Origin of the sequence: Ralstonia chuxiongensis (assembly GCF_024158925.1) — a bacterium.
Classification (GTDB): Bacteria; Pseudomonadota; Gammaproteobacteria; order Burkholderiales; family Burkholderiaceae; genus Ralstonia; species Ralstonia chuxiongensis.
Window position 1 is genome coordinate 149,148 of the sequence record NZ_JAMYWC010000001.1, and the last position, 17,390, is coordinate 166,537.

16 protein-coding genes are annotated in these 17,390 nt (G+C 62.3%); 9 read left to right on the plus strand and 7 right to left on the minus strand.

The window, feature by feature from the left end; translation table 11 throughout:
* Nucleotides 1–40 precede the first annotated feature (40 nt).
* Complete coding sequence (gene mgtA, locus NKG59_RS00635) at nucleotides 41–2,647, plus strand: magnesium-translocating P-type ATPase (protein ID WP_253534315.1); 2,607 nt, start codon at nucleotides 41–43, stop codon at nucleotides 2,645–2,647.
* A 10-nt stretch (nucleotides 2,648–2,657) separates the two neighbouring features.
* Here mgtA and NKG59_RS00640 read toward each other — a convergent pair whose 3' ends face one another.
* The 5 genes from NKG59_RS00640 to NKG59_RS00660 are packed head-to-tail and all read right to left on the minus strand — an operon-like array spanning nucleotide 2,658 to nucleotide 6,684.
* Nucleotides 2,658–3,308: a phosphoribosyltransferase gene (locus NKG59_RS00640; RefSeq protein WP_045203933.1), complete on the minus strand. Its 651-nt coding sequence runs from the start codon at nucleotides 3,306–3,308 to the stop codon at nucleotides 2,658–2,660.
* 4 nt (nucleotides 3,309–3,312) lie between these two features.
* Nucleotides 3,313–3,996: a dienelactone hydrolase family protein gene (locus NKG59_RS00645; RefSeq protein WP_253534317.1), complete on the minus strand. Its 684-nt coding sequence runs from the start codon at nucleotides 3,994–3,996 to the stop codon at nucleotides 3,313–3,315.
* A 35-nt stretch (nucleotides 3,997–4,031) separates the two neighbouring features.
* The gene (locus NKG59_RS00650) at nucleotides 4,032–4,496 is read right to left on the minus strand and encodes a CBS domain-containing protein (RefSeq protein WP_253534328.1); all 465 of its coding nucleotides are present in this window, start codon (nucleotides 4,494–4,496) and stop codon (nucleotides 4,032–4,034) included.
* A gap of 23 nt (nucleotides 4,497–4,519) precedes the next feature.
* Nucleotides 4,520–5,197, minus strand: a complete 678-nt coding sequence (locus tag NKG59_RS00655) for a hypothetical protein (protein ID WP_253534330.1) — start codon at nucleotides 5,195–5,197, stop codon at nucleotides 4,520–4,522.
* The gene (locus NKG59_RS00660; protein ID WP_253534332.1) at nucleotides 5,194–6,684 is read right to left on the minus strand and encodes a bifunctional aminoglycoside phosphotransferase/ATP-binding protein; all 1,491 of its coding nucleotides are present in this window, start codon (nucleotides 6,682–6,684) and stop codon (nucleotides 5,194–5,196) included. Before NKG59_RS00660 ends, NKG59_RS00655 begins: the two co-directional genes overlap by 4 nt.
* A gap of 186 nt (nucleotides 6,685–6,870) precedes the next feature.
* Here NKG59_RS00660 and NKG59_RS00665 point away from each other — a divergent pair, with 186 nt between their 5' ends.
* From NKG59_RS00665 to phbB, 4 genes are read left to right on the plus strand one after another with little or no spacing between them, the layout of a single operon-like run.
* Entirely contained in the window at nucleotides 6,871–7,908 is a 1,038-nt protein-coding gene (locus NKG59_RS00665) for a zinc-dependent alcohol dehydrogenase family protein (protein WP_253534334.1), read from the plus strand.
* A 47-nt stretch (nucleotides 7,909–7,955) separates the two neighbouring features.
* A complete protein-coding gene (locus NKG59_RS00670; protein WP_253534336.1) occupies nucleotides 7,956–8,612 on the plus strand; it encodes a nitroreductase family protein in 657 nt (218 codons plus the stop codon).
* Nucleotides 8,609–9,127 carry a hypothetical protein gene (locus tag NKG59_RS00675; protein WP_253534338.1) on the plus strand — a complete coding sequence of 173 codons (519 nt, stop codon included), beginning with the start codon at nucleotides 8,609–8,611 and terminating at the stop codon, nucleotides 9,125–9,127. Before NKG59_RS00670 ends, NKG59_RS00675 begins: the two co-directional genes overlap by 4 nt.
* A gap of 7 nt (nucleotides 9,128–9,134) precedes the next feature.
* Complete coding sequence (phbB, locus tag NKG59_RS00680; RefSeq protein ID WP_253534341.1) at nucleotides 9,135–9,881, plus strand: acetoacetyl-CoA reductase; 747 nt, start codon at nucleotides 9,135–9,137, stop codon at nucleotides 9,879–9,881.
* Nucleotides 9,882–9,904: 23 nt separating this feature from the next.
* Here the strand turns inward: phbB and NKG59_RS00685 are convergent, their stop codons facing one another.
* Nucleotides 9,905–10,270, minus strand: coding sequence for an HPF/RaiA family ribosome-associated protein (locus tag NKG59_RS00685; RefSeq protein ID WP_392397981.1), 366 nt, complete (start codon nucleotides 10,268–10,270; stop codon nucleotides 9,905–9,907).
* 119 nt (nucleotides 10,271–10,389) lie between these two features.
* Nucleotides 10,390–12,138: a DNA polymerase/3'-5' exonuclease PolX gene (polX, locus tag NKG59_RS00690; protein ID WP_253534343.1), complete on the minus strand. Its 1,749-nt coding sequence runs from the start codon at nucleotides 12,136–12,138 to the stop codon at nucleotides 10,390–10,392.
* A 180-nt stretch (nucleotides 12,139–12,318) separates the two neighbouring features.
* Between polX and NKG59_RS00695 the strand changes: the two genes are divergently transcribed.
* From NKG59_RS00695 to NKG59_RS00710, 4 genes are read left to right on the plus strand one after another with little or no spacing between them, the layout of a single operon-like run.
* Nucleotides 12,319–12,912 carry a rhomboid family intramembrane serine protease gene (locus NKG59_RS00695; RefSeq protein ID WP_253534351.1) on the plus strand — a complete coding sequence of 198 codons (594 nt, stop codon included), beginning with the start codon at nucleotides 12,319–12,321 and terminating at the stop codon, nucleotides 12,910–12,912.
* Between the two features lie 53 nt (nucleotides 12,913–12,965).
* Complete coding sequence (locus NKG59_RS00700) at nucleotides 12,966–13,754, plus strand: polysaccharide deacetylase family protein (protein WP_253534353.1); 789 nt, start codon at nucleotides 12,966–12,968, stop codon at nucleotides 13,752–13,754.
* Complete coding sequence (locus NKG59_RS00705) at nucleotides 13,729–15,009, plus strand: putative glycoside hydrolase (RefSeq protein ID WP_253534355.1); 1,281 nt, start codon at nucleotides 13,729–13,731, stop codon at nucleotides 15,007–15,009. The genes NKG59_RS00700 and NKG59_RS00705 overlap by 26 nt, the downstream gene beginning before the upstream one ends.
* Nucleotides 14,964–17,357: a serine hydrolase gene (locus NKG59_RS00710; protein ID WP_253534357.1), complete on the plus strand. Its 2,394-nt coding sequence runs from the start codon at nucleotides 14,964–14,966 to the stop codon at nucleotides 17,355–17,357. The genes NKG59_RS00705 and NKG59_RS00710 overlap by 46 nt, the downstream gene beginning before the upstream one ends.
* Nucleotides 17,358–17,390: the final 33 nt, after the last annotated feature.

Consider the following 17,390-nt stretch of genomic DNA (forward strand, 5'->3'; position numbering starts at 1 on the left):
TAATGGTTTGCACATCCATGCGGTTTGCTCGCAATTTCCTATGCACATCACGTCCGCGCCGTTTCCGCATTCGCCCGCCGACGATCTCTCAATGTGGTCGGCGCTTGCCTCACAGGACGTGCTGGAGCGGCTTCAGACCCAGACGCACGGCCTGACGCAGGAAGCCGCTGCACAGCGCCTGCGCGAATACGGGTTCAACCGCGTGGCCAACGGCCATCACGAAGCTGTGCTGATTGAGTTGGCGCGCCGCTCGGTCAATCCGCTGAATCTGCTGCTGATCTCGCTGGCGGGCGTCTCGGCGGTGTTGGGCGATGTACGGGCGGCCGTGCTGATTGCCTTCATGGTGGTGCTGAGCGTTGTGCTGGGCTTTCTGCAGGAGCATCGCTCGAACCGCGCGGCGGAGGCACTGCGGCGCATGGTGCATACCACGGCAACGGTACGGCGCATCGGTTCCGATGGCGCCGAAGCAAGCCAGGAAATCCCGATCGAGCAGCTGGTGCCGGGCGATATCGTCCAGCTTTCCGCCGGTGACATGGTGCCGGCAGACTTGCGGCTGCTCAGCGCGAAGGATGTGTTCGTCAACCAGTCGGCCCTGACTGGCGAAGCCATGCCACAGGAAAAGCACGCGGAGCCTTCCGACAGCCATCCCGCGGCAGATTTCGACCGGCCCAACCTGTGCTTCATGGGCAGCGCCGTGGTGAGCGGCTACGCAACTGCCGTTGTGCTGACCACCGGCCACCGGACCGCCTTTGGCCATGTGGCCAACCTGATTGCCGCGCAACGCGTGCAGACCAGCTTTGATCGCGGCATTACCCGATTCACCTGGCTGATGCTGACGCTGATTCTGGTGATGGCGCCCACGGTTTTTCTCATCAATGGACTGACCAAGGGCAACTGGTTCGAGGCGCTGTTGTTTGCGGTGGCCGTGGCCGTGGGCCTGACGCCCGAGATGCTGCCGATGATCGTCACGGTCAATCTGGCCAAGGGCGCCATTGCCATGTCGCGCAAGAAGGTCATCGTCAAACGGCTCAACGCCATCCAGAATTTCGGTGCCATGGATGTGCTGTGTACCGACAAGACCGGCACGCTTACTCAAGATCGCATCATCCTCAAGCATCACCTGGATTTGCGCGGCGAAGAATCTGACCAGGTGCTGGAGTACGCGTTTCTTAACAGCTTCTATCAGTCGGGCCTGAAGAACCTGCTGGACGTGGCCGTGCTCAAGCACGTGGAGCTGGAGCAGCGCCTGGATGTGCATGCGCGTTTCCAGAAAATCGATGAGCTGCCGTTTGACTTCGAGCGCCGGCGCATGTCGGTGGTGCTGGCGCAAGACGACGGCACGCACGTGCTGATCTGCAAGGGGGCAGTGGAAGAAGTGCTGGCCGTCAGTGCGCGCTACGTAAGCGGTGACGAGGCTGGCCCGCTGGAGGCAAGCCACCTCCAAGATACGCAGCAACTGGCGGAGAACCTCAACGCCGACGGCTTCCGTGTCGTGGCGGTTGCGTACAAGGAGATGCCGCCCGAGCAAAGCCAGTACGCCGTGGCAGACGAGTCAGGGTTGACGTTGCTGGGGTACATCGCCTTTCTCGACCCACCGCGTGATACGGCCGCGCCTGCCATTGCCGCATTGAAGGCCCGCGGCGTGGCGGTCAAGATCCTGACCGGGGACAACGGCATTGTTGCGCGCAAGATCTGTCGCGAGGTCGGGCTGGCCGTGGAACCGGTGGTGCTTGGCGCCGAGCTGGCCGCCATGTCACCTGACCAGATGGCCGAGGTAGCCGAGCGCGCGTCGGTGTTCGCCAAGGTGTCGCCGGCGCAAAAGGCAGCCATTGTCGAGGCACTGCACCGCAGGGGCCACGTTGTGGGCTTCATGGGCGACGGCATTAACGATGGGCCGGCGCTCAAGGCCGCGGATGTCGGCATCTCTGTGGATAGCGCGGTCGATATTGCCAAGGAGTCCGCCGACATCATCCTGCTGGAGAAAAGCTTGGCCGTGCTTGGGGAGGGCGTGACGGAAGGGCGCAAGGTGTTCGGCAACATCGTCAAGTACATCAAGATGGGCGCCAGCTCGAACTTCGGAAACATGTTTAGCGTGCTGGGCGCCAGCCTGTTTCTGCCCTTCCTGCCAATGGCACCGGTGCAGGTGCTGCTCAACAACCTGCTCTACGACTTTTCGCAAACCGCCATCCCGACCGACAACGTGGATGAGGACTACCTCGTCAAACCACGACGGTGGGAGATCGGCAGCATCTTGAAGTTCATGCTGTACATGGGGCCTGTCAGCTCGCTGTTTGATTTCGCGACCTATGCGCTGCTGCTAGGCGTCTTTCACGCGTGGGCGGATCCGGCGCTGTTCCAGTCCGGGTGGTTTGTTGAATCGCTGCTCACGCAGACGCTCATCATCCATATCATCCGCACGGCCAAGGTGCCGTTCGTGCAAAGCCGGGCGAGCACCGCGCTGGTGCTGACCAGCATTGCCATTGCCTGCGTGGGTATCGCCATGCCGTTGACATCGGTCGGGGCGCTGTTCGGCTTTGCGCCGCTGCCGGCAGCCTACTGGCCCTGCCTGGCAGCGATCATCCTTGCCTACGGCTTGTGCGCCTACGTGATGAAAGCCTGGTACGTGCGCAGATACGGCTTGGATTGAGCCAGGCGGGTCAGCCAGTCTGGCGCTCGGTTTGCGGGGCCACGCCCAACGCAGCACGCACTTCGGCGTCTTCCACCTGAGGAAAATCGGCGTAATACAAGCCGACCGCGCGGAAGCCCTGCGGCGCGTAGAGGCAGACGACCTCATCGGCCAGCGGTCGGATTTCGTCCAGGCTATCCGGTGCCGCCACGGGAACGGCGCAGATGAGGCGTTGCGGATGGCGCTGTCGTATGGCGTGGAGTGCTGCCTTCATGGAAGCTCCGGTTGCCAACCCATCGTCGACCACGATCACGACGCGTCCTTCTACGTCATACGGACCGCGGTTCGGGGTATAGAGCGCACGTCGCCGACGGATGACGTCCATCTGTTCGGCGCTTTCCTGTTCGAGGTATGTGGTGTCCGCGCCAATGCGGCTCGCATAGGGTGCGAAGTAAGTCCAGCCGCCTTCTTCTATAGAGCCGACAGCCAGTTCAGGGTTGAACGGCGCGCCGAGCTTGCGAACCAGCACCACATCAAGCTGACCGCCGAGTGCGTGCGCGATGAGTGCGCCCATTGGAACCGCGCCCCTTGGGATGGCCAACACCAGCGGGTGCATGTCCCTGTACTTCTCGAGTGCCTGCGCGAGCATGCGCGCTGCATCCAATCGATCTTTGAATCGCATGGGGCTACCTCGCGTGTCGGTGAGGTTGGGAGGTTGCACTCAGGTGGCGGGCAAACCACGCCCGCGCCAGCTCGGCCACCTGTTCGAGCGTACCTTCCTCTTCAAAAAGGTGCGTTGCGTGGGGTACCGTCTCCAGAGCTTTTTCACAGTGCATTTGGCTCAGGGCCTGCCGGTTGAGATCGAGCACGTCCAAATCGGCCGCGCCAACGATCAGCAGGGTCGGGCAGGCGAGTTTGCTCAGCGCACGTTGGCCGGCAAGATCCGGACGGCCGCCACGGCTGACGACCGCTTCGATCGGGCAGGCGTCGTCCTGTTCGGCCGCCGCCAGGATCGCGGCTGCGGCGCCTGTACTGGCGCCGAAGTAGCCGAGGCGCAATTTGCGTTCGCGGGCGATGCTGCCGACCGCGCGTGTGGCTGTCTGCAGGCGCCGTGCCAGAAGGTCGATATCGAACCGGCACGACGCGTGTGACGCCTCTTCGGCGCTCAACAGATCAAACAGCAGCGTGCCCAGGCCGGCGGCGTGGAGCTGATCCGCAACGTACTGGTTGCGCGGACTAAGCCGCGAGCTGCCGCTGCCATGCGCAAAGATCACCAGGCCGGTTGCATTGCCAGGGCAGTCCAACGTGCCTTCCAGCACTGCGTCGTCCGCCACGATATCCATGCTGAGAGAAAGCGGCTCGGGATTCATGGGAGAGGTCTTCCTGAAGTGAAGTGGCAGCCGGATTACACGCTCAGCGGCGGCTGGACGCTACCGGTCGTCTCGCGCTCACGCTCGTTATGAACGAGCCGGGCGATGAGGCTCCATTCGGTGGCCATCGCGCCGAGCACATCGTCCAAAGACAGCACGCCGACCAGCGCACCATCGGACGTCACACCGACACGCCGCACGCCGCATGCGAGCATTTCCTGCAACGCGTCGCTCAGGCTTGCCTCGAGCGGTACGTTGGAGATGCCCCGGCTCATCACGTCAGCCACACAGGTCTGCGAGGGGCTCACCCCAACCGCAACCGCATCAAGCACGATGTCGCGATCCGTGACAATGCCGATCGCACGCGGTCCCGAAGGGGTGTTCTCCGTCACGACAAGCGCACCGACATGCTTCTGGCGCATCTGCTGTGCCGCTTCCTGAAGCGTGCAGGAAAGCGGAATGTGTACTGCATTGTGTGAATAGACGTCCTGAACTCGCATGATGGCCTCCTCGGCTTTGTCGATCAGGCGGCCTTTTCAGCTCTTGCCGATGTGGAGCGTGCCAGTCCGTTCTTCTTCACCTCGGAGTCTGGCGGAGCCATGAGGTTGAAGCTGTCAAAGAAGGCCTTCAGCGAATCGGAGGACGCGGCAAACAACTGTGAAGAAGAGGTTTGGCCTTCGGGTTGCTGCACCTGCTGGGTCCATTCCGTCAACCGACGAAAATAGGCGGCCTGCAGCTTGTTCGTGAACTCGGCCCACGTCTTCAGAGCGTTGGCGCCGTGGCTTGATTGCATCTTCATGAAGATGCTTTGCGCAGTGGTCAGCGATGTCCAGTCATGTGTGCCGCTCAGTTCATGTTCCAGCTCACGCACGTCTTCCAGCGCAGCCTCAGCCAGCTTGAGGCGGAAATGGGCCAGGTCGATCTGCGCCTCGAGCATGAAGCTGGCGGTGCGGCTCATCTCGCGCATGGCGGCGCATGCCAGGTTGCATGCCATATCAGCAGGTTGTTGCATTGTGATCTCCGGTGGGGTCGTGGCGGGCAGGTGAGGGGGGCCGCCAAATGAGGTATCCATATGCAGCGTAGGCACTTTGCGGTTGTGTGCGTTGATATGGCGCAAATTGGCGGCCGCCCGCGAAGCATCATCCCTACGGTGCTTGATCTCAAGGTACTTGGTTGCCTGAGCTTGCCGAAACGGAATCACCGCTCTGTGCCTCTGATGTAGGGCACCACGTTGGATATCTCGCCAGGGATCACATGCGCCCGCTCTTCCACGTTGAGCGGCTGCTGTGTGGCGATCTGGGCGTCGAGCACGTGCAGGTCCGCCTCCGATGCGTCGGCCCCGCTGCGCATGCGATTGCGGATACGCATGCGCAGCGTGTCGACGTCGGCAACGCAGTCCGCGATGGCCAGGGGCGCACCCAATCGGCGTGCCAGCGAGAAGAAACGTCGGCGCTGCCGCTCGGCCAGGAACGTGGCATCCGCAATCATCGGAAAACCAGCCCCTGCACCCAGCTTGCAGACGGCGGCCAGACGCCGATAGGTACGTTCGACTGCGCGCGGCAGGTAGCGATCGACGGCGGCTAGATGCCCGAAGCGCTGGCGTTCGACGTCGGAGCGCACGCGAATCATCCCTTCTGCTTCGGCAAGCTGTGCGGCGCGGGTGGATTTTCCACTGCCCGAAAGGCCATGCATGAGAAGGATGCAGGCGTCGTTTCGGCAGAGCAACTCCCGAGACAGGTCGAGCATGCGGCGTGCCTCGGCGCGTGGCCTGGCAGCCAGATCGGGGGTTCCGTCCAACTGATGGGCGCGCTCCAGCAGCACACGAGCACGCACGAGTGCGCGCATCGATGCGTAGAAAGGCAAGACTGCCAACCCCGCATAGTCGCCACATCGTTCGAGATAACGGTTGATCAGCCGATACGCCAGCCCATGTAGGCCCGCTGCGAGCAAGTCCATGAACAGAAAGGCCGTGTCGTACATGGTGTCGATCCATCGGAGCGACGGAGAGAATTCCAGGCAGTCGAACGGCGTCGGCTGGCCATTGATCAACACGATGTTGCCCAGGTGAAGGTCGCCATGGCATTCGCGGATGTGGCGGCTGCGCCGGCGTGACGCGAATGTCGCTTCCAGGCGACTTGCGTGCTGACGAAGCAGCGCCACCGTGGCCGCTGCAATCTGGGGTTCCGTGCTGAGGGCAATCACCCCCGCTGCGCAATCCTCCAGCGTGCGCCGAATGCTTGCGGGTGTTCCATCGTCTGAGCCTGAGGCGCAGACAGGCGCGGTTGCGTGGAAGTCTGCGATCAGGTCGGCCAGTGAGTCGATCTCCCCCGCGCGGAGTCGCCCATCACGAGCCAATGCGCTCAGTACGTCCTGCTGAGCGAACCGGCGCATGCAGACCGCGTACTCACAAGGCGTGCCTTGCCCATTGACGCGGATGGCGTCCGTCGCAGGGTCGTGCGAAATGGGCACCACGCCAAGGTATAGCGCAGGGGCGAGGCGGCGGTTGAGGCGCCATTCCTCATCGCAATCGGTTTGCCGCGCGCGTAGCGTCGAAAAATCGACGAAGTCCAGCTTGATCGGCTTGCGCACCTTGTACGCAAATTCTCCGGCCAGGAAGACCCACGAGAGATGGGTTTCGATCATCTGCAGATCCACAGCGGGGTGTGGATACGCTGCTGCCTCGAGCATGCGAGTCACCAACGCTTCTGGTGGCTGCGAACATGGAATGGTGGTGGCTTGTTCGGCCATACGCGGGCTTCGCCTCCGGATAGAGAAGGTCAATATCGCGCGGTTGCTGCCATGCGCCCTGACGTAGATCAACGTCCGCACGGGTCGGTTGCCTAGCATGGAGTCATCGTCTTCTTGGGGGTTCCCATGAAAGCACTCGTCTACGAAGGGCCTGGCAAGATCACCCTGGCCGACAAGCCGAAACCGGAATTGCAGGCGCCCGGCGACGCGGTAGTGCGCGTCACGTTGACGACCATTTGCGGTACCGACCTGCACATCATCAAGGGCGACGTGCCGACTTGCGAGCCTGGGCGCACGCTGGGCCACGAGGGCGTGGGCGTGGTGGAGTCTGTCGGCGCTGCCGTGACATCGCTGCAGCCGGGTGACCACGTGCTGATTTCGTGCATTTCATCTTGCGGCAAATGTGCGAATTGCCGGCGCGGCATGTACTCGCACTGCGAGACGGGCGGCTGGATCCTGGGTAACCGCATTGATGGTGTGCAGGCCGAATACGTCAGGATTCCGCACGCCGAGACCAGCCTTTACAAACTCCCGCCTGGTGTCGATGAAGAGGCGCTGGTCATGCTGTCGGACATCTTTCCGACTGGATTTGAATGTGGCGTGCTCAATGGCCGCGTGCAGCCCGGTAGCAACGTGGCCATTGTCGGTGCAGGACCCATCGGGTTGGCCGCGTTGCTGACGGCGCAGTTCTACTCGCCCGCGCACATCATCATGATCGACACGAACGCGGCGCGGCTGGAAGTGGCCGGCCGGCTGGGCGCAACGGCCTCCATCGACGTCTCCAGTGAAGACGCGGTTGCCGCCGTGAAGCGGCTGACGGATGGCGTGGGGGTCGATTGTGCGATCGAGGCGGTGGGCGTGCCCGCGACGTTCGAACTCTGCCAGCAACTGGTTGCGCCGGGCGGGGTGATTGCGAACATTGGGGTGCACGGTGTCAAGGCAGACCTGCATCTGGAAACCTTGTGGAGCCAGAACATCGCCATTACCACGAGGCTGGTGGATACCGTCAGTACTCCGATGCTTCTCAAAACTGTGCGTGCTGGGAAGCTGCAGCCGGGGCAGCTGATTACGCACCGGTTCAAGCTCGGCGACATCCTCACTGCCTACGACACCTTCCGCAACGCCGCGAAGACGCAGGCACTCAAGGTGATCATCGCCGCCTAGGCGGCAACACATGTCCGATGGATTTTCAGTTTTGTGAGGTGGACGCCATGAGCAAGGCGATGCTCCTGTCTTATGACCCTGTGCAACATCTACTGCCGCAGCCAACGTCTCACGCGGCGCCACCGGCAACCATTGCGCTGGCACCGCCGCTATTGGAGGGCGGCAACACGTTGACTGCAGCGCTTGCCAAGCGGAAGAGCGTGCGGGAGTTCGCGCCCACGCCGCTGTCGCCGCAGCAACTGAGCGAATTGCTATGGGCGGCGAACGGCATCAACCGGCCGGAAACAGGCGGGCGCACGGCACCCTCAGCGCATGGCCTGAACGAGATCGACATCTACGTCGCGCTGCCAGAGGGCGTCTACGAATACGAGCCTGTGGCGCACCGTTTGCGGCTCAAGCACGCCGTGGACGCGCGCAACCTGACCGGGTACCAGGATTTTGTCGGCAAGGCGCCGCTGGATCTGGTGTACGTGGTGAACCATGCGCGTGCAGACCAGATGCCCGAAGTGGTGCGCGAAACCTTTTCCGGCGTCGCCGCGGGAGCGATCTCGCAAAACGTGTCGCTTTACTGTGCCTCGGCCGGGCTCGGCTGTGTGGTGCGTGGCTGGCTCAATCAGCGTCTTCTGGCAGAAGCCTTGTCACTCAATGAAGACGAAGTTCCGGTGCTGGCACAGACGGTCGGCCACCCAGCCGCTGAGCAATGAGGTATGAGATGAACCAAGCAGGTCGTTTTTTGCCACGCGGCATTCTCGCCGCGTTTGTTTTGGCCGCCAGCGCTCACGCTGGTGCGGTCGGACCGGATGCGGCGGCGGCGCCGGAGGTCCGCGTCCAGAACGAGATCGCCTATGTGTCAGGTGGCGTGGGGAGCGACGAGCGCGACACCATGCACGCGATGGCAAGCCGTTTCAACGTGCGGCTGAACGTGGTGTCGGCCAGAACCGGCGAGGCATTGTCGGATGTGGATGTTTCGGTTGCCGATGATCACGGCAAACTCCGTTTGCGCGTGCGCACGGAGGGGCCGCTGTTGTATATGCGCTTGCCCCGCGGGCACTATCAGATAACGGCTGCGTACCGGGGCGTAATGCAGACCCTCAGCGTTCGGGCAAGTACGAAGCCGGTCGATACCGTTGTGCGGTTGCGTATCGAACCGGAAACAGACCGGTGGCTGCTGTGCAAGCGCGATTGCCCTCGCACTGGGGCACGTCCGACGACGCGATGAGGCCGTCATGACAACACAACGCATTGCGCTCGTCACCGGCGGTATGGGCGGGTTGGGCGAAGCCATTGCCATCCGTCTTTATGCGCAAGGGCATCGGGTTGTGGTAACGCATTCGTTGGGCAATACGCATGTGACCGCATGGATGGCGGAACAGCACGCCCAGGGGCGTCTGTTTCAGACGTTCGCCGTGGATGTGGCTGACTACGACGCTTGCCAGCGATGCACATCGGATGTGCTCTCCACCGTGGGCCCGGTCGACATTCTGGTGAACAACGCCGGTATCACCCAAGACATGACGTTCAAGCGCATGACGCTGGATGCCTGGCGGAACGTGCTGGCCACCGATCTCGACTCCGTCTTCAACATGACCAAGCCGCTATACGAAGGCATGATCGAGCGCGGTTGGGGCCGCATCATCAACATCTCGTCGGTTAACGGATCGCGGGGCGCGTTCGGGCAGACGAACTACGCGGCGGCCAAAGCCGGCATACACGGGTTCACCAAGGCGCTGGCACTGGAATGCGCCGCAAAGGGCGTGACCGTCAACACCATCTCGCCCGGTTATCTCGCCACGCGAATGACGCGCGATATTCCCAGCGACATCATGCAAGAGCGGATTCTTCCGCAGATACCGGTGGGCCGCCTCGGCCGGCCGGACGAAGTGGCTGCATTGGTGGCTTTTCTGTGCGGCGAGGACGCTGCCTACATTACCGGTGCCAACGTGGCGGTGAATGGTGGTATGCACATGCAATAGCGCATGCGCACACCCACGATGCGTCAAGACTGCGATCTGTGTTTGTCATTGCCATTGGCTTCCACGAGCATCCGCTCCACGTGCGTGAAAGCCTCGTGAAGCGCGACGTATGGATCCTCGTCGGACGTATTGCTCGAAACATGCGTCTGGTGCGGTGTGAACACGTGGACGTGGACGTCGAACGGCTTGCCCTGGTGCTGGTGCTTGGCGCCCACGGCAAGGCTGACGCGGCAGCGCATCAGGTCGGCACGAATACGCTTCAAGCGGTCCGCATGGTTGATAACCGCTTCTTCGACGGCCTTGGAATGCGGAATACCCTGGAAAGAAATATCGACTGGCACGCTCATGGTTTGGCTCCGGTTGGTTTGGTTACTGATGTGGAAATTCATGTGTTCATTCTTGACCGCTCGATTTCCGGCACCTTGACTCGGATCAACCCGATGGGCACGGCGTACGACATGTTGCGGTGCAGATACAGACTGTCCGAGGTGGTGTGCGCGTGCGCTCGTCACATGGTCCGCTTCAACAACGGCAGCAGGGTATCGAGCGAGTGCGCATTGAGTACGTCTGCTTGCCCCAGCCACGCACGGCGGGCTTGCGTGACACCCAGGGGCAGGTTCATCAGATCGGCCGGGCTGTGCGCGTCGGACGCAATGCTCACGAGCACACCTTCCGCCTTGGCCAGGCGACATCCACTGTCGAACAGGTCCAGGCGGGAGGGCTGGGCATTGGCCTCAACGTAGCAGCCGCGCTGTGCGATGGCTGTCAAAACCCGCTTGAGGTCAACATTGCAGGCGTTGCGCTCGCCGATCAGGCGGCCCAGCGGGTGGGCGAGGATGGTGAAGTGCGGATGATCGAGCGCACGAAGAATGCGCGACGTCTGTTGGTCGGCCGGCAGGCTGAAGTGGCTATGAATTGCGCCCACGACAAGATCCAGGCGCCCCAGCACCGAATCCGGCAGGTCCAGTGATCCATCCTCCAGGATGTCGACTTCAACACCCTTGAGCAGCACGGGCCAACCCTCGTGTTCAGCGTTGAAACGGTCAATGGCATCGGCTTGTGCTGCCAGGCGGTCCGCCGTGAGCCCATGTGTTACGCCAATGTGTGGCGAATGGTCGGTCACCGCCAGGTATTGATAGCCCAGCAGGCGCGCCTGCGCCGCCATGGCTTCGAGGCTTGCGGTGCCATCGCTGGCGGATGTGTGGGTATGGAGATCCCCCTTGATGTCGCCCTGCTCAACGAGGGATGGTAGTGAGCCGGACTGCGCAGCCGCGATCTCTCCTTGGTCTTCACGCAGCTCCGGACAGATCCAAGGCAAGCCCACTGCACGGTAGACCGATGCTTCCGTCTGGCCGGCGATGCGCGCCTTTCCTCGGAAAACACCATATTCGTTGACCTTCAGACCCTGGGCCTGCGCAAGCTTGCGCAGCGCGATGTTATGCGGCTTCGAGCCGGTGAAATACACCAGCGCCGCGCCGAAAGCGTCAGGCTGCACCACGCGCAAGTCCACCTGCATGCCGTTTTTCAGGACGACGCTTGCGCGGGTGGGCCCCGCTGAGATTCGGGTAGCGACCTCGTTGTAGTGCACGAAATGCTCAACGATCTGGGCGCGTTTTCTTCCCGTGATGAGCAGATCCAGATCCCCCACGGTGTCTCGCCCCCGCCGGTAGCTGCCGGCAACGACGAGCTGGTCGACCAGGCCGCTTGCCAGCAGGTAATGCGTCAATGCGTCGGCGCACGGCTTGGCGATTGCCAACCCATAACGGCGATCGCGCGCCAGGCGTGCGTTGAGTGCCTCGACCAATCGCTCTTCGCTTCGGGGGCCGAAGCCATGCAGCTCGCGAATGCGGTGCGCCACTGCTGCCCGAGCCAACTCATCCAACGATGTGATGCCCAGCTCGTGCTGCAGAGCACGGGCCCGCTTTGGGCCCAGCCCAGGCAATTGAAGCAGTTGAAGCACGTACGATGGCACCTCCGTACGCACACGTGTGAGCATGGCGCAGGTTCCCGTTTCGACGATCTCGCGCATCTTTGCCGCGAGGTCGACTCCAACACCCGGCAAGACGGTCAAGTCGGCGCCGCGTGCCAGCATGGCGTCAACGCCTTCCGTCATGCCTTCGACCATGCGGGCAGCATTGCGGTAAGCACGTACCCGAAAAGGGTTGGCCTCCTCAACCTCTAATAAATCAGCGATTTCGTTGAAGATCGCAGCGATGGCCTGGTTCGCGGGGTACTGATAAGAAGCGGCCAATGGCATGGGGCATCCTCTCGCGTGCACGTAGCTCCATGGTTCCATCTGGCCATACCGGGGCCTTGCGACACATCAAACGGAATGCGTGGCTTTGCAGGATCACGACACACTGTCGAACCGTCTTGCGCGAGATCAACCCGGCCAACGCGCGCGGCCGTATCGTGGGCAGAGATCAGAGGTGCCTTCATGATCAAGCTGCTCATCCTCACCAACGTGGCGGTGTTCTGTGCAGAGCTCTTTGCGGGAGACGAGCTGCTGCGTACCTTTGCGCTCTGGCCGCTCGGCATATCAGGGGCTGGCCTGCGGAGCGGATTCATGCCGTGGCAACCGCTGACATACGCCTTCCTGCACGCAAACGGCGCGCATCTGGTGCTCAACATGTTCGGGCTCTACATGTTTGGCCGCGACGTGGAACGCACCGTGGGTACACCGCGGGCCTGGCTGCTCTACGTATCCAGCATCTTGAGTGCCGCGTTCGCACAAATCGCCTTTACGGTCTTGAGTATTCAGACGGCGGGGCCCGTCATTGGCGCTTCCGGGGGCGTATTCGGATTGATTCTCGCTTATGCCGTCCTGTTTCCCAATCGCATGATCGTTCCGTTGATCCCGCCCATCCCGATGCCTGCGTGGGTGTTTGCAACGCTCTATGCGATCGTGGAGCTGACGCTGGGCATGAGCGGCACCGAAGTCGATGTCGCGCACTTTGCCCATCTGGGCGGCATGGCAGGCAGCGGGGTGCTGCTTTGGCACTGGCTGCACGGCACATCAAAAGAGTCATAAGCGGGGCGGCCCGGGCGATGCGCACCATCCATCCTTCTTCGCAGGTGCGGCTGATGAACAGCTGGGTCCTCTCGTTGTGTTGTGCACTTCTGATGCTTGCGTGCCCGGCTGCCCACGCAGACATGCCGGCCGTGCCGCCACATGTGGTGGTACTCGTCTATCACCGCTTTGCATCGACGGTGGATAGCACCATGACGGTTCGGATGCAGACGTTCGAAGCACATCTACAGGCGATCGAGGCGGCTGGTTATCGCATCGTGCCGCTCGCGGACATCCTGCGCTGGCACCAAGGCGAGCAAGATGCACTGCCGGTGAAGGCGGTGGCCATTACGGTGGATGACGGTCATCGGTCTGTGTACGAGACGTTGTGGCCTGCGCTGCGCGGCCGGCACATTCCCGTAACGCTGTTTGTGTACCCGTCTGCCATTTCAAATGCCGCCTACGCAATGACCTGGCCGCAGTTGCGAGAGCTGGCCCGCACTGGCCAGTTTGACGTGCAGTCCCATACCTACTGGCATCCGAACTTCCGCGTGGAGCGGATGCACCGAAGCGCCGATGATTTCGTCAAGTTCGCCCGCGATCAGTTGCGCCGCGCAAAGGTGCGCATCGAGACAGAAATCGGCGGCCCAGTGCATCTGCTGGCATGGCCTTTCGGCATTCACGATTCTGAGCTGGAGCGCATTGCACAACAGGAAGGCTATACCGCAGCCTTCACGCTGGACCCGCAACCGCTGCAGGCGAGCCAACCCGCCATGGCATTGCCCCGATACCTGATCACCGATGGCTGTGGAGGGCGGTGCATGACGAACATTCTCAATGCAGCCGAGGGCAATCATGAGTAGCCGTCTGTGCCTCTGGCTTGCAGTTGTGTGGCTTTCCTGCGCGCAGCTTGCCGGCGCGGCCGAGGTCAGGGTGGTAGATGCACAGACCTACCTTCCTGTGGAAGGCGCAATCACATTCGTTCAGGGCAAGAGCGGAAATACTGATGCGGCTGGCCTGGTCGACATTCCAGCCGCGGCGGTGGATGCACGCGCGGTGGTCAGCGTCCGCGCCCCTGGCTATGCACGCGCCGAGCTGGTGCTTGGCGGCGCGCAGCCCGCAGCCGAGATCGTGCTCAAGCAGATCAAGCCCCGGGCGGTCTATCTGTCGGTACAGGGCGTATCCAACCGATCTTTGCGCGATGCTGCAGTCGCCCTCCAGAGTGAGACAGCGATCAATGCGCTGGTGATCGACATCAAGGGCGACCGGGGCGATACACCGTACCCGAGCGCGGCCCGTGTGGCATTAGGCGCGGCCCGCGAACAGAAAAACGCTGCAGCGCGCATCAACCAGTTCGCCGCCGTGATTCGGCAACTTCGTCTACGTGGCCTGTATCTGATTGCGCGCATCGTTGTCTTCAAGGACGACCCGTTGGCCCGGGCGCACCCCGAATGGGCCGTGCGAGATCGTGATGGGGCGGTCTGGCACGATCGTGAAGATCAACAATGGATCGACCCCGGTTTCGAAGCCGCCTGGGCCAGCTCGCTTGACGTGGCGGAAGAGGCTGCACGACTCGGGTTCGACGAAATCCAATTTGACTACCTGCGTTTTCCGGACGCCAATGGCTTGCAGTTCCATCAGGCCAACACGCAAGCACACCGGGTTGCGGCCGTGACAGGTTTTCTTGCGCAGGCGAGAGAGCGGCTGCGGCCGTACAACATTTACCTGGCAGCGGATATTTTCGGCTACGTCTGCTGGAACACCGACGACACGGCGATCGGCCAGCAGATCAACACACTGGGGGCTGTGGTCGACTACATCTCGCCCATGCTCTATCCGTCCGGTTTCACATGGGGCTTGCCGGGTGTCAGAAAACCCACCGAGAAGCCCGGCGAGATCGTTTCGCACTCCCTGGCTGAAGCGAAGCGGCGCACAGGTTTGCCGGGGGTGAGATTTCGGCCATGGCTGCAGGCATTCCGGGACTATGCTTTTGATCGTCGTGAGTTCAATGCCGAGATGATTCGCGCCCAAGTCGACGCTGCTGACGCGGAAGGTACCAACGGGTGGATGCTATGGAACGCGCGCAATCGTTACGATCCTGCCAATTTGCCGCGATAGCTGTCGTGCTGGCTGCGGTGCTGTTGGCCTGCATGCAGAGCGGGCGCGCCGAGCCAACCATCAACGCGCCAGGGCCGCTGGGCAAGCCTGTGCGCATGCACGAGCTGGAAGCCGTGGTAGCCGCGCAGATCACCGATGCCAATGTGGCCGGGGCGGTGGTAGCCATCGGTGATGCCAGCGGGGTGCGCGAACGTGTCGCGCTGGGTCAGCGGACCGTCGGACGCGACGCTGAGCCGATGACTGAAGACACCATCTTCGATCTGGCTTCCCTTACCAAGGCAGTGGCCACTTCCACGGCAGTGTTGCAGTTGGCAGAGCGCGGACGTTTGGACCTGGATGCGCCTGCCAGCCGGTACTGGCCAGCCTTCGCGGACGGAGGGAAGTCGGGCATCACAATACGACAGTTGCTCACTCACACTTCCGGCCTGCCTCCTGGCCTGGCAGCCCGTTCGGAATTCCGGGGCCCCGCCACGGTGTTTCACGCGATCGGGACCATGCCGCCGATTTCGGAGCCAGGTCAGCGTGTCATCTACAGCGATCTCAACTATGTCGCCTTGGGCGAGATCGTCCGGCGTGTCAGTGGGGTCGGACTTGATGCATGGTGTGCGCAGCATATCTTTCGGCCGCTTGGTATGCGCGACACCGCGTTCCGTCCGAGCCACAAGGCGATCACGCGCATTGCTCCAACTATCATTCGCAACGGACGATGGCTTCGCGGCAAAGTCCATGATCCGACCGCCGCCGCACTGGAGGGCGTCTCCGGCAACGCGGGCTTGTTCTCTACGGCGGATGACCTCGCGCTGTTCGCCAGGATGCTGCTCAACGGGGGCCGCATTGGGGATCGCCGTATCTTGCAGCCGGACAGCGTTGCCCTGCTGTTGACGCCGGACAGTTCGACTGCAGTGGAGGCGACTCGCACGCTGGGATGGGAAGTCCAGGCGCCGTTGATCCCAAACCGCTATCGCGCGCCGCGCGCCGGACTCCTCCAGCACTTGGGCTATACCGGAACCGGCTTATGGATCGACCTGGTCACGCGCCGATTCGTGATTGTGCTCACAAGCCGGCTGTATCCGGACGAGCAGGGTAACGCCATGCCGTTGCGTGAAGCCGTGCTGAATCTGGTATCGAGCACTGCGCCGCTGCTCTCCGGCGAACAGATCGCGGTGCGCGCCCCGACCATGGCTGATGCAGCCATCAGTGCGGGCCGCCGCTTGCCCATGGCGGTCGGTCCCGTGCGATCAGGTATCGACGTACTGGAGGCCAAAGGCTTCGAACCGCTTATCGGAAAGCGGGTCGGCTTGGTCACGAACCACAGCGGCTTCGATGCGCAGGGGCGCCGGACCATCGATGTACTGAATGAGGCGCCCGGTGTGCGGTTGGGCGCCATCTTTGCGCCGGAGCATGGCCTTGGCACCGATCTCGACGCTCGCTTTGGTGACACGATCGACACACGCTCTAACGTGGTCGTCCATAGCCTCTATGGCAACAGCAAGGACATACCACGCAGCGTGCTGGGCGAAATCGACGTCCTGGTGTTTGACCTGCAGGACGCCGGCGTACGTTTCTTCACCTACCTTGCCACCTTGGGGGCGACGCTGGAGGCCGCAGCGAAGGCCCACATTCCAGTGCTGGTTCTGGACCGTCCCAATCCGATAGGCGGTGATCTCGTTGGTGGACCGGTATCCGATACGGCAGACCGCTCATTGACGAACTACGTGCCTCTGCCGCTTGTGCACGGCATGACGATCGGCGAGCTTGCCAAGTTGCTGAACGACCAGCTGCACATTGGCGCAGCGCTGGATGTCGTGGCCATGGAGCAGTACGACCGCGCAATGCGCTTTGCCAATACCGGGCTGGGTTGGGTTCGGCCATCGCCAAACCTGCATGACTTCGCTGCCTTGGAGCGATATCCGGATGTGGGGTTGATCGAGGGCGCGAGCGTCAGCGTTGGCAGAGGCACGTCGGCGCCGTTCGGCATGGTCGGGGCACCGTGGATGGACGGCGCTTCGGTCGCGCGAGAACTCAATGCGCTGGATGCCGGTGCCACCTATACGCCCGTCCATTTCGTTCCCGCGGAGGGGCCATACCATGGTCGCTCGTGCTCGGGTGTGGCGATCCACCGGACGTCTGCGCTCACGCGCCCGGGTCGCATCGGATTAGCGCTGGCCCGGGTGCTGTCGCAGCGCTATCCACAGCATTTCAAACTGGAGGCGATTCGCACTTCGGTTGGCTCGGAGACGGTCTGGGCAATGCTGCGTGATGGCGTTTCGCTCGACGCGATCGAGCACGCCTCCATTGCACAGACCGATGCCTTTCTTCCCGAGCGAGCGGCGTATCTGCTGTATTGAAGATGGCAGCTACGCCGACAGATGGAATACGAC